This window comes from Paenibacillus sp. FSL K6-1330, from assembly GCF_037976825.1.
Lineage (GTDB): Bacteria > Bacillota > Bacilli > Paenibacillales > Paenibacillaceae > Paenibacillus_AQ.
In genome coordinates, this window is the sequence record NZ_CP150269.1 from 3,672,039 (window position 1) to 3,684,878 (window position 12,840).

A 12,840-nucleotide genomic window follows, 5' to 3' on the forward strand; every position below is an offset into this window, starting at 1 on the left:
TACCTTGGTGCATAAGTTTTGTGACAATTTCAATAATATAGGAGACCGACAGCATCAAGGAATTGGACTAGGTGGATAGAGAGAAGGAGGCTTCATCATTATGAATATAGCTGAACATAAACTGCTAGTCGCAGCGCTAGGCGGCGTTAATGAAATTGGAAAAAACATGTACTTCATTCAGTACGATCAAGATATCGTGGTCATTGATTGCGGCTCCAAATTTCCTGACGAAAACCTGCCCGGCATCGATTTGATTGTTCCTGACTTCACCTATTTGCTGGACAATGCGGATAAAGTCAGAGCTCTTATCGTCACCCATGGACATGAGGACCATATCGGAGGGATACCTTATTTACTGAAGCAGCTCCCGATCCCTGTGTATGGGACGAAGCTCACGATTGAGCTCATTAAAATCAAGCTGAAAGAGCATCGCATTCTGCGTGAATCCGAGCTTCACACGATCGATGCGAATTCTACCATTCAAGCGGGTGCCATCCACGCCTCTTTTTTTTCGACCAGCCACAGCATCCCGGACTGCGTGGGCATCGTTTTTCAGACCCCGGAAGGCAATGTTGTCCACACGGGGGACTTTAAATTTGACATGTCTCCTGTGAAGGGGCCTTATCCGGATCTGCATCGAATGGCTGATATCGGCAAGCAGGGGGTTAAGGTGTTATTGTCCGAAAGCACAAACGCCGAGAGACCGGGATTTACGCCTTCGGAACGTCTGGTTGGCGGACATATCCTGGAAGCATTCGCGCAGGCCAAACAGCAGGTATTCATCTCTACGTTTGCTTCCAACGTGAACCGCGTTCAGCAGATCATCGATGCCGCCGCGGAAACAGGGCGAAAACTAATTCTGCTCGGCCGCAGCATGGTCAATGTCGTTACCGTTTCCAAGGAGCATGGCTATTTAAACATCCCCGATGACTTACTGATTGATGCAGGCGACAGCGAGCGGTATCCACCGGACAAAATCGCCGTGTTATGCACGGGGAGTCAAGGCGAGCCTATGGCAGCATTATCACGCTTAGCCAACTCCAAGCATCCCCATATCGAGATTTTGCCTGGCGATACCGTCATCATTGCTGCAGGAGCCATACCGGGAAATGAACGGAACCTTGCTCATGTGATCGATAATTTGTATGTGTTGGGTGCCCAGGTTATCTATGGGTCCGGTTCAGCTTCAGGGATGCACGTATCTGGGCATGGCAGCCAAGAAGAATTGAAATTAATGCTCACCTTGATGAAACCGGACTATTTGATTCCGGTTCATGGTGAATTCCGAATGCTGTATCAGCATCGTCAGCTGGCGGATTCCGTGGGGATCCCCAATGAAAATGTGTTCATCATCCAGAATGGCGACACGATACAAATCCAGCAGGGAATGGCATCCTTGGGTCCGAAAATCCCTTCAGGTAACAGCCTGGTGGATGGATTGATGATCGGGAACGTAGGCAATATCGTTTTGCGGGACCGCAGGCAACTGTCCTCTGACGGGATGCTCATTATCGTAACCACCCTCAGTAAAACGGAGAAGCAGATGGTGGCCAAACCCGAGCTTATATCCAGAGGTTTCATCTTCGTGAAAGATTCGGAGGAATTCATGAATCAAATCCACGATATCGTTACGTCTTCCATGAAGGATTTAACGGAAACCGGGTCCACCCAATGGAATCTGATCAAGCAGACCTTGAAAGATCATGTCGGCAAATTCATATACAGCGAGACAAAGAGAAGGCCGATGATTCTGCCAATCATTATTGAAGTATAAGCCTTTCAAAATACAAAAAAAAGCACAGCCTAAAATAGGTTGTGCTTTTTTCGGTACAGTTTCAAGTCCAGGATCTTCGAAGCAAGGTTCGATCTAGGCATACACCCGGATGCGGGCAACTGCATACACTGCCGATAAGCAATCGCAGAAGATGTTGTTCTTCTATTCACGTCTGTGAAAAAAAGAATAACACATAATCCGGATTCGTCCACATAACCATTTACAGAATGGACATGAACGTCTTGTCCGATTACCGGAATGGGTCCGGTTATTAACGAAAGGAGGAGGATCGGTTTGTCATCCACCCCAGAAGGGAAATGGACTGCGGAGCATGGGAAATGGGCTAAACGAAAGTTCAGATTTACGCGTAATGACTGGATGGGTTATCTATTCAGCGCCCCTCTGATTATCGGTGTCATCGTATTCGCCATCTATCCCATGTTCGCCGCACTGTTTATGAGTTTTCATCAGACATCCGGGCTCAATTTATCCGGCACTTGGGTGGGCCTGAGCAACTACCGTTACGCATTAGAAGATTCCTTATTTTGGCAAGCGCTTACAAATACGTTTGTCATGGGGATTTGGTCTGTACTGCTTGGTATTGCACTGTCGTTTATTCTGGCGAGCCTGATTAATAATCTGAAATGGCATCTGGGACGCAATTTTTTCAAAGCGGTATATTTTCTGCCCAATGTCGTGTCCGGCGTTGCTACAAGCCTGTTGTTCTCCTTCTTGTTTTTTCCGTCCAAGGAAGGGCTGATCAACTTTGTAATTGGTTTGTTTGGTATCGATCCTGTCGGCTGGTTCACGAACCCGGAAGTCGCGCGTTACAGTATTGTGCTCATGAGCTTGTGGGGTGCGCTTGGGTATAACACGATTATTTTTCTGGCTGGTTTGCAAAGCGTCCCTCGGGATCTCTATGAAGCTGCAGAGGTGGATGGGGCTGGCACCTACCGGAAATGGTGGTACATTACAATCCCATACTTGCGTCCGATCTTTGTGTTCATGCTCATCATGGGTACCATCGGCGGAATGAAACGGTTTACGGATGTATGGTTAATCGGGGGAACCGCAGGCAATCCTGGGGGAAGCTTGATGACCGTAGTGCTGTATATTTACCGAAATGCGTTTCTCTCTTCGCAGATGGGGCTGGCTACGGCTGTATCCTATCTGTTATTCGTCATCATACTCATCCTAACCGTGTTCCTCATGCTGCTCAACCGCCGCAAAGACAGTTTGGACTAATGCCATTATCCATTTTTCGGGTCCGTAGGGGAACCTTATTCCAGAAGACAGGAGGGTAACTATGAGCAGTTCAGCCTTGCCCAAGGAGCTTGTGCGCCGTAAACGAATCACACTTCAACAGCTGATACTAACGCTGGTTCTGTTGGTAGGTTCATTCATCATGATTGTGCCATTCTTATGGATGCTGGTAACGAGCTTCGATTGGGCTGCACGATTAAATATTTCATTCCCGCCGAAAATATGGCCGGAAGAGCCTTCGATCCGAACATATGAAGCCGCCTTCACCAACATTAATATGTTTCGATACATCGGCAACTCCACGCTTGTAAGTGCAGGGGTCATTATCATCAGCTCATTGTCCGCACTATTATCCGGTTATGCCTTATCCAAGCTCCGCTTCAAAGGAGCAAACTTCGTCCTGCTGCTAGCGCTAAGCACGATGATGATTCCGTTCGAAATGACGATGATTCCGCAGTATCTTTTGTTCAGTAAACTCGGACTGGTCGATAACTACTTGGCTTTTTATTTGCCAGCCATGAACTATGCGTTCGGTACGTTTTTAGCCAAAGCCTTCTTTGATCAATTACCCAGCAGTTTAAGGGAAGCTGCCGTTCTGGATGGCGCCAAGGAAATCACCGTATTCAGCCGGGTATATCTGCCGCTGTGTACGCCCATTATCGCCACCATGGTCATTCTGCTGTTCTTAGGCGTATGGAATGATATGCTGTGGCCGCTGCTGATCTTAAAATCGGCTGCCAAGTACACGATCCAGATTGGATTGGCCATGTTTACGTATAACAACGGAATCAATCAGCAGCCATCGATCATTATGGCAGCAACGACTACGAGCCTCATTCCGGTTATCGTCGTTTATATGTTCCTGCAGCGTTATATCATCGAGAGCATTGCGCTATCCGGCATCAAGCAGTAATTCAGAATGGAAGCTAAATTTATGTGGGGGTGTTTGCGTATGAAAAAAGCTGTGCTGCTTATCCTGTCATTCGTGCTGGTATTTACATTGGCCGCTTGTTCAGGCAGTTCGGGAAAAGATGTGACAGGCGGCGTGAAGATTGAAAAAGTATCGGACATGGAAGGTACGGTTCGCGTTGCACTGGCAGGCTGGCAGCTGGATAACGGGATCGATGCACTGACAGGCAACCCGACCATCGGACTCAACGAGTATTTAAATAAAACGTTCAAAAAAATGTATCCGAACATCAAACTGGAGGTTTATCAAATCCCCTGGGAGAACGTAAAAGCCAAACAAACGGCCATGCTGCTCTCTGGCGATGCGGATATCTTGTATACCGGTGGAGCCTTTGCATCACAATGGTACCAGGAAGGGCTGCTGCGTGACCTGGACGACTTGATCGAAAAGGACACTACGTTTGACAAGGGCATCTATCTGGAAGGCATTATGAATAACTCCTATAGCACCAAGTCGCCCGACGGAAGCAAGCAATTTGGCATTCCTGCCGTTCTTGGCCGCCGGATGACGATTTATGATAAGAAGCTGTTTGAAGACTGGGGCGTTGAAACCCTCTCGGCACAGCCGGGACCGGATGAAATTCTGGAGAAAGCCAAGCAAATGACCGGCAAAAACCCGAAAACCGGTGAAGACAATTTCGGACTGTATTGGAGCGGCAACTCATTAAACGGATCTACCTTTGTTGCGTTAACTCTTGCTTATGGCGCCAAAGGAGCGGAAGGATCGTTGAAGGATATCAAAAGCATTAAATGGCACCTGAATTCACCGGAGATGGTCAAAGTGCTGGAATGGCTGAAAGAAGCCGCACAGCTGCCGCCAGCTGGTTTTGTGAATGCCCAGGGAGCCGAGAATTTCGGACTGGAGAAGAACAATATCGCTATTGCCCTCGATTCCACCGGCGGCTCAACGATGAGTGAATACCGGTCGAAGCAAAACAAAGAGCTGCTGGACCGTTATGAGCCTGTGCTGAACATGGGGCCTAAAGGCGAAGGCTGGGTTGCGGTTGACCCGTTCATCATGGCGAAGAATGCTAAAGATGTGGATGCATCATGGGAAGTATTAAAATTCTTGACCAGCTACATGACGCAAAAATATATGTATGAGAACTTCTCCAGTACCCCGACACTTAAAAACGCTGATTTTGTAACACCGGAAGATAAGTTTGTGAAAAAAGCACTCGAAATCGCAGATGTTGGCCACTCGGAGCTCATGGATGAAGCTAATCCGTTTTATATGAGCGATATCGCTCCAGCTATTAACGGATTCATTAGCCAGGCTGCATCCGGAAATGCTCCGGATATTCAGAAGTTTCTGGATGATCTGCAGGCACGTGCTGAGAAATGGTCGGCAAATCTGAAGTAAATCAGGAGGGGACTGCACTAGAGACGGGCTTAATCATGATGATTATATGAGTCAAACAACTCAATATATTCCAATATTATGTAAAACGTGCATTGTCCCGATGATACCTGGATAAAAAACAGCTTTTATGGTGGCATTATCCCCTCAAAGTAGACACTCGAAAAAACTCATGTTTTCATGAGAAGCGAGCGAACTTGGAGGGGGTATTTTTATGGCTAAAAAAGGGACAGGTTTTTCAATCGTATAAAAATCTCATTATCATTAGATAATAGCAAGGATATTGAAATCCATTGGAGCGTGATATTTTGGGAAAATATGTGAAATCAATTACATCGCCAAAGAGATTTATCGTGGGGCACTATTTACTAAAAGAATTAGCTTCCTATACCGCTACTTATGGTGATCATGCGTATGTTATTTGCGATGAATTTATTTTGGATCGTGCGCGTAGGGAAGCCGGTAAATCTTTTGAAGAGGCCGGAAATCAAAGCGAATTTGTAAAATTCAACTATCAAATCACTCAAGATGAAATCGACAGACACCGCCAAGCGGTACAAAAATCAGGTGCCAATATCATAGTCGGTATTGGCGGCGGGAAAACATTGGATACAGCTAAGGCTACCGCATATTACACACATCTGCCTGTTGCGATTTTCCCGACAATTGCTTCAACAGATGCGCCGTGTACTGCACTTTCCGTCATTTACAATGCAGACGGTTCATTTGACCGTTACCTGTTTCTGCCGACAAATCCTGACATCGTGCTGGCAGATCCCAATATTCTGGTAAGCGCACCGACACGGTTTTTTGTGGCGGGGATAGGGGATGCTCTTGCGACTTATTTTGAAGCGCGAGCATGTTATCAGAAAAATGGAGATAATTTAGTGAATTTAAAGCCATCCCTAGCCGGCTTAGGTATTGCAAAAATGTGCTATGACACCATTCTAGAATATGGCCTGCAGGCTAAAATCGCCGTGGATCAGAACGTCTCGACCCCTGCCGTTGAAAAAACAATTGAAGCCACGATTTATTTAAGCGGTGTTGGCGCTGAATCCGGCGGCTTGGCCGCTGCCCACGCAATCCATAATGGAATGACGGCCGTTCCATCGCTGCATCATGCGCAGCATGGCGAAAAAGTGGTCTTTGGTTTATTAACGCAGCTTGTTCTCGAAAGTGCTCCACGAGAGGAAATCGAAACGGTTATCCGTTTTATCAAGGAAGTAGGGCTGCCGCTAACCTTAAAAGACCTGGGTCTGGATGAATTCATAGAGGAGGAATGGCGAAAAGTAGCAGAAGATGCGTGTGCAGAAGGAGACACGATGGGCAATATGCCGCACCCGGTAACGCCTGAAGATGTGTACCAGGCCATCATTGCTGCAAATGCATTGGCAGAACATTATTATTACTAACAAGGCAGGAAATCAGAGACAGTAAGCTAAAATCATAACAGCCAGTCAGCCGGAAAGAATCGGATGACTGGCTGTTTTATATTTACAATGTAAACTATGAGTATTAGGAAATGAACCTTTTTTTTCTCTGAGTTGTTAACTTAATATAGTAGAGTACAAGAAAGGTGGAGAGCCTGCTTGACGGACAGGGAGTTTTTTGAACGGTATAACAAAGACGTATATAGAACCTGTTACTATATGCTGCGCAATGCGTCAGATGCCGAGGATGTATGTCAAGAAGTATTTATAAAGGCGTTAGCCTCCGGCTGGGAGCGGGTGGAATATCTCAAAACATGGCTGATGCGCATTACCGTCAATCATTGTTTAAACCATCTGCGGGCAAGCAAGACAAGACGCATGAAAGAGAATTTGCTTCTTATATTCCAGCGGGAAAAGGCGGCGCCGTCCTCGCTAGCTCTTGTAGAGCAACAGGAGACGAAGGATGAATGGAAACGCCGTATGGACTTGCTGCCGAATAAAATCAAAGTTGTTGTCATGCTCCGCTTCACCAATGATCTGCCCTTGGCGGATATCGCAGAGGTACTCCGTATTCCGCTCGGCACGGTGAAATCCCGCCTAAATAAAGGGCTGAAGCTGATGAAGACCATGATGGACGAGCTCGATGAGGAAGATCTTCCGCTAGGGCAGATCGCCAAAAAACAAACGATCAGAGGAAAGGATGGTGCGGAATATGAGCAAGCAGGCACCCGAGGAGAAAGTTCTTGCACAGCAACTGGGCGGTGAAGGCAACCACACCTACCCGGACTTTGACGCGATGTGGCTTAAAATTGAGGCTGACAGGCAACAGGAACAAGCGCCTGCAGTGGTTAAACGGACAAAGCGTACTGGATTTTTGCATGGGCGCCGTCTTGCTTTTTTGTCATCAATTGCTTTTGTTATTGTTGCAACCCCAGTGCTGGCATCCATGTCGGGGAAATGGGATTTTACATCGCGTCCGGGATTGAAGTCGGCGCTTAATCAAGGATTCGGACAAACGCTTAACAAAAGTGTTACCGCAAGCGGCATCACCTTTACGATTGATTCGGCGATGTCCGATGACAATGGGACCACGCTGCTGTACAGTTTTGATCCGGAAGACGAACAGGCGCGGGAGTGGGGATTTTCCGAAGTAGAACTCCGTAGGGCGGACGGAGAGACAATCGCGCAAGTTAAGGGCGGACGGGCGATGGAGATGAATTGGAAAACAGGATATTACTCGCATAGATGGGACACGGAGAATAAGCAATATAACGGTTTCTTCGAAACGGCTTGGACATTTCCCGGCGTAGAGACGGATGTGCAATTTATTGTGCGGGGGCTGCAGGAGTATCGTGACAAGCGGGTTCCGCTTAACCTGGACCCTTCACAAAATGGCATCCAGACCTTCCCGATTAAAAAGGAAGGGATCGACGCTTTGAACATCGAGGTGGTGAATCAAGGGGCGGAGGGGGTGCTGATCAAGTCATCCCTTAGATACATGAATAAGCAGGCGGCAGATACGGCCTCGCCGAGAATCCAGGTAATGAAAGACGGTAAACTGGTGAAATCGAAGAGGCTGAGTGCGGCTTGGCCGGATGCGGATGGCGTTTATGGATCGATCGATTATTATCGTTGGAAAGATATCAACCAGAAAGGCATCACATTCGATTTGGTTTACTTGGCGGAGGGGCAAAAAATAGACGGCGTGTGGGATGTCGGCACTTTAAACCTGAACAAAGAGAAATCTTTAAATGCCTCGGCTACGCGAGAACTGAATATTCCTTTTGAAACGTCGTTTGGAACTTCCACGATTCGCAAGCTGATTATTAGGCCGACAGGTATCCGGATTGAGGTCGAGACCCCAAAGGCGCATCAATACCCAATCTACCAAAATGCCTTTTTGTCCATCAACGGCCGGAAGCTCGAAGGATACATGACATTGGGGAACGGGGGCGACGAAGAAATTGAAGCTCACATGAAGACGCTCCTGTTTGATGTTCCGCCGGATCTTCACATTACGCCTGATACGCCGATGGAACTAATGCTGCAAAATGAAAATGAGTCGAAGCTAGATTACGCGCAGCCGGTTATGCTTCAGAATATATCTGGTGAAAAACAAACGATTACCACTGACGTTGAAGGTTATCCCGTGAAGTGGACGTATTACAAAGCAAACGGAAAACTCTATGTGGAAACCGGCAGTACGAATGAACGATTCGGAGGTGTTGATCAAACTTATTATCAACAGGAGGGTGAACAAATTCTCTCCAGAATTGTTTATATAGAGGGAAGCACTCCATGGGTCTCCAACGAGCGTGTTAATGTCTTCCCGGGGTTTGAAGGAACTGATCTTGAACTTTACATCAAGGTATATCATATATGGCATCCTGACCTAAATACTAAACTGAAGCTGCAATAACATGACAAGCTGGCGTCGATTCTAATTGGCGTCAGCTTGTTTGCAGTTTTAACCACATTCAAACGAAGATATAGAAGGAAGAGCTGAGGAAAAAAATGCAGGATTGCGGTTTTTTTTAAATAAATGAACCAAATTTTTCTGAGCTGTGTCTATATCATAGAAGCTGGCACGGCAGAGGTTCCTAATGATGGCGGCCAGATGTTCTTACGACCTTTTTAATAGAATACGCTCAAGGTGCAAAGGAGAGGGGAAATACATATGAAAAAAGCAATGAAAGCGGCGGTTGTCGCAGCAGGGATCACGATGTTGATGGGATCAGTGAATATGACGGAAGCTGTTGCTAGCAAGGCTACCAATAAATCGGCACAGGCGGCAAAGTTGTCGGCTGCTGATAATAAGGCTGTTGAGGCCGTCAAAGCGGAACTTTCCAAGAAATTCGCCCTGAAGAACCCAGGAGATTTATATATCCTGTACGTACGGGATAAAGCGCTGAATGGCGGCTCTGAATTTATGTATTATATGAACATGTTCCAGTTCAAATCATATGAGGATTATCTAAACCAAGCAGGTAAGCTGAAGGGTCCAACGATAAAGAAGCCGGATGACCTGCCTGAAGGATATCAATTTGTTAAAGGCAATATCCAGCCTCCTATTGTGGCAAATAAGGATAAATACGAGAAGGAAGTCAAATCGGAGGCAAAAGGAAAAGCCGCTTACTTCAAGAAGATTGAGTGGAAGGAAATAGGCGAGATCAATCTGGAATTTGCCAACGGAAAAGACAATATACAAATGCAAGTATCCCACAAGATTGACAAAGATGCAGCCAGCAATGGATACCGATACATTAAATCAGAAAAAGTGGATGCCAAGACAGCCAAGAAAATCCCTGACATGGTCAGAAACACGCTGACATGGTCGGACCAGGATTATGTTTACAACATCACAACCAATCCGGGGAATCCGCTTACGAAAGAAGAAATGATTAAACTCGCAAAAACGGCGGTAAAGAAATAAAATGGCTTAGTTATGGCTTACCGCATAGAGCAGGAAAGAAGCTTTGGAAACTAAGCGGTTATATATAGCAAGGGCACGAAGGAAAGCCAGTCGGATCCTATAAGGGTCTGGCTGGCTTTTGTATTGTTTTGTTCTCCTTATCTATCAGCCTGCTTCCTTTCTCGGATGGCAACGTCTCAGGTCCCATAGTTATCGCCGGCCGATCCGTACGCTGCAGCTCACTTATTGGAATTTCATAACCTATTGATATTTCTCCTGGAATTGTCCAAAAAGAATGAACCAAATTTTCCTGGGGTGTGTTTATATCATAGAAGCTGGCACAAAGGGGCCCCAAAAAAGATAGAGTCCAGTCTTCACACTTTATTAAACAAGATATGCAAAAAAGAGAGGAGAAATTTTCACATGAAATACGCAATGAAGGCAGCTGTAGTAGCAACAGGTATCGCGATGCTGTTTGGCACCGCAAATATGACGGAGGCAGCAACAGTCAAAAATTCCGCACAGGCGGCTACAGCGAAAGCTCCAGCTGCTGATCAGAAGGCAGTTGAAGCGGCGAAGAAAGAACTCAGCCAAAAACTGCAGCAAAAAAATACAGGAGATATGTATCTCTTGTACGTAAGCGATAAAAATCTCAATGGCGGTTCTGAATTCTTGTATTACCTGGATATGTTCCATTTCACAAACTATGAGGATTACCTGAACCAGGCAACCAAACTGCAAGGTCCTGTGCTTCAAGAGCCGGAAGGTCTGCCTGAAGGATATAATTTTGTGAAAGGAAACATCCAGCCTCCGATTGCCAAGAATCGCGCGGAGTACCAAAAAGAAGTGAAAGCTGAAGCTGAGGCCCAAGGAAAAGGCGTTTATTACAAAAAGTTCGACTGGAAGGAAATGGGCGAAATCAATCTAAATTTTGCAAACGGAAAAGACAATTTGCAAATGCAAGTATCCCACAAGATCAACAAGGATAAGTCGAGCGGCGAATACCGGTACTACACATCGGACAATTATGACGCCGAGACAGCCAAGAAGCATCCTGAATGGGTTAGAAATGTCCTGAGTTGGTCAGATGAGGATCATGTATACAACATCTCAACCAATCCGGGCAACCCGCTCACCAAAGAAGACTTGATCAAGTTTGCAGAGACGGCTGTTAAGAAGTAAGGCGGATTACGCTTTATCTGCAATGATTCAGATGTAGAAAGCTAGCGATGCAAGGATAATGCAGGCATACTTAGCAAGGGTTCTAAGGAAGCCGGTCAGATCAAATTATGGATCTGACCGGCTTTTTCGTATGGACAGATCACGAGACCGCTGGCAGTGTTTCAAATAGAAACAGAATAAAAAAGACAGTATATGCTGCTGCCGTTTCCCTGAATTCCATCTGGGAACGGTCGTTTAGTTTTTTAGTCAATGATTCTTTATTAGGATCCTGGAATACCACACAAAATAATTACGTAAAATAATAATTTGACGAATAATTATAAATAAGTTACTCTGGAAACAAGGGAGGTTGGCAATAAGTGGATAAAATTGCGAAGCTGCATTATATGAAACGCGTGGAAGCCAAGAGTGCTGAGCTCCCGTGGTATGTGACCGAATACATCGATGGCCGAAAACGCAAACTGTCGCATACGACGCTGCTGAACTACTGTCACGATTACCTCATCTTTTTTGATTGGCTTGTATCAGTTAAATCGAACATCCATGATCGCAAAAACATTGAAATGTCCGTACTCGAATCCCTGACCGTCCGTGAAGTCGAAAATTTTCTGTATTATTTGGAATATCAATTGGATAACAACAAATATACGATCAACCGGAAGTTGTCTGCATTAAAATCGCTGTTTGATTATCTTCAAAACAAGGCCGAAACTCCGGATCTCAAGCCATATATTCAGCGAAATGTCATGGCCAAAATCGACTTTAATCCAATTAAGGAAAGCCAGGAAACGATCGCTTACCGGATTGAAGGCAAAATTTTGCGGGAAGACGATCTCGAGAAGTTCCGTCAGTTTGTGGCTCATGATTTTGGGGAACTCCATAAAACCAATAAACGTTTACAGCGCTTTCATGAATTTAACCGGGAACGGGATACGGCGATCGTTTCGCTAATTCTCGGCTCCGGACTGCGTTTATCCGAAGTAGCGGGAATTAACATCGAGGATATGGATATGAACAAAGGCCAAGTGCGTGTGCTGCGTAAAGGCAATAAAGAGCAATATGTATACTTTAGCCTGCAAGCATTGTTGGACCTGGAGAGCTATTTGAAGATCCGCGAAGCTAGGTATAAACCGGAAAAATCGGAAAATTACCTGTTTATAGCAGCGCCGATCGGACGCAAAGGCCAAAGCCGGCGGTTGACGCCAAGGTCGATCGAAAAGCTGATTGAAAAATACGCTGCAGCGTTTGGTAAGCCGGCATTGACGGTGCATTCCTTGAGACACTCATTTGCAACACGTTATCATCGTGAGAACAACGACGTGCCGAAGCTGAAGAATCAGCTGGGACATTCGTCGATTCAGACAACGATGATTTACACGCATTTAACAGATGAAGAGATGAGAAAAGCCGTCAATAATATGGATAAGATGAAATTATACGATTGATGCAA

Annotated in this window: 10 protein-coding genes; all 10 read left to right on the forward strand. The window is 45.9% G+C overall.

Features of this window, described 5'->3' with window-relative positions; genetic code table 11:
• Nucleotides 1-100 precede the first annotated feature (100 nt).
• The 10 genes from NYE54_RS16595 (at nucleotide 101) to xerS (ending at nucleotide 12,835) form a co-directional block, all read left to right on the forward strand.
• Nucleotides 101-1,774, forward strand: coding sequence for a ribonuclease J (locus NYE54_RS16595; RefSeq protein WP_339273292.1), 1,674 nt, complete (start codon nucleotides 101-103; stop codon nucleotides 1,772-1,774).
• Between the two features lie 294 nt (nucleotides 1,775-2,068).
• The gene (locus NYE54_RS16600; protein ID WP_098744590.1) at nucleotides 2,069-3,019 is read left to right on the forward strand and encodes a sugar ABC transporter permease; all 951 of its coding nucleotides are present in this window, start codon (nucleotides 2,069-2,071) and stop codon (nucleotides 3,017-3,019) included.
• Nucleotides 3,020-3,080: 61 nt separating this feature from the next.
• The gene (locus tag NYE54_RS16605) at nucleotides 3,081-3,950 is read left to right on the forward strand and encodes a carbohydrate ABC transporter permease (protein WP_339273293.1); all 870 of its coding nucleotides are present in this window, start codon (nucleotides 3,081-3,083) and stop codon (nucleotides 3,948-3,950) included.
• Between the two features lie 39 nt (nucleotides 3,951-3,989).
• Nucleotides 3,990-5,369, forward strand: a complete 1,380-nt coding sequence (locus NYE54_RS16610) for an extracellular solute-binding protein (protein WP_339273295.1) — start codon at nucleotides 3,990-3,992, stop codon at nucleotides 5,367-5,369.
• 305 nt (nucleotides 5,370-5,674) lie between these two features.
• Nucleotides 5,675-6,778: a glycerol dehydrogenase gene (locus tag NYE54_RS16615; RefSeq protein ID WP_339273520.1), complete on the forward strand. Its 1,104-nt coding sequence runs from the start codon at nucleotides 5,675-5,677 to the stop codon at nucleotides 6,776-6,778.
• A gap of 177 nt (nucleotides 6,779-6,955) precedes the next feature.
• Complete coding sequence (locus NYE54_RS16620; protein ID WP_339273297.1) at nucleotides 6,956-7,561, forward strand: RNA polymerase sigma factor; 606 nt, start codon at nucleotides 6,956-6,958, stop codon at nucleotides 7,559-7,561.
• A complete protein-coding gene (locus NYE54_RS16625; protein ID WP_339273299.1) occupies nucleotides 7,509-9,215 on the forward strand; it encodes a DUF4179 domain-containing protein in 1,707 nt (568 codons plus the stop codon). Before NYE54_RS16620 ends, NYE54_RS16625 begins: the two co-directional genes overlap by 53 nt.
• A 258-nt stretch (nucleotides 9,216-9,473) precedes the next feature.
• Nucleotides 9,474-10,229, forward strand: coding sequence for a DUF4367 domain-containing protein (locus tag NYE54_RS16630; protein ID WP_339273300.1), 756 nt, complete (start codon nucleotides 9,474-9,476; stop codon nucleotides 10,227-10,229).
• A gap of 402 nt (nucleotides 10,230-10,631) precedes the next feature.
• Nucleotides 10,632-11,390 (forward strand): DUF4367 domain-containing protein, encoded by a 759-nt coding sequence (locus NYE54_RS16635; protein ID WP_339273302.1) that lies wholly within the window; start codon nucleotides 10,632-10,634, stop codon nucleotides 11,388-11,390.
• 359 nt (nucleotides 11,391-11,749) lie between these two features.
• On the forward strand, nucleotides 11,750-12,835 hold the full coding sequence (gene xerS, locus NYE54_RS16640) for a tyrosine recombinase XerS (RefSeq protein WP_339273303.1): 1,086 nt from the start codon (nucleotides 11,750-11,752) through the stop codon (nucleotides 12,833-12,835).
• Nucleotides 12,836-12,840 lie beyond the last annotated feature (5 nt).

What these genes read in the sequence shown, in the direction of transcription:
- NYE54_RS16595 (WP_339273292.1), top strand. Translation starts at nt 101, where the DNA reads ATGAATATAGCTGAACATAAACTGCTAGTCGCAGCGCTAGGCGGCGTT.
- NYE54_RS16605 (WP_339273293.1), top strand. Translation starts at nt 3,081, where the DNA reads ATGAGCAGTTCAGCCTTGCCCAAGGAGCTTGTGCGCCGTAAACGAATC.
- NYE54_RS16610 (WP_339273295.1), top strand. Translation starts at nt 3,990, where the DNA reads ATGAAAAAAGCTGTGCTGCTTATCCTGTCATTCGTGCTGGTATTTACA.
- NYE54_RS16625 (WP_339273299.1), top strand. Translation starts at nt 7,509, where the DNA reads ATGAGCAAGCAGGCACCCGAGGAGAAAGTTCTTGCACAGCAACTGGGC.
- NYE54_RS16630 (WP_339273300.1), top strand. Translation starts at nt 9,474, where the DNA reads ATGAAAAAAGCAATGAAAGCGGCGGTTGTCGCAGCAGGGATCACGATG.
- NYE54_RS16635 (WP_339273302.1), top strand. Translation starts at nt 10,632, where the DNA reads ATGAAATACGCAATGAAGGCAGCTGTAGTAGCAACAGGTATCGCGATG.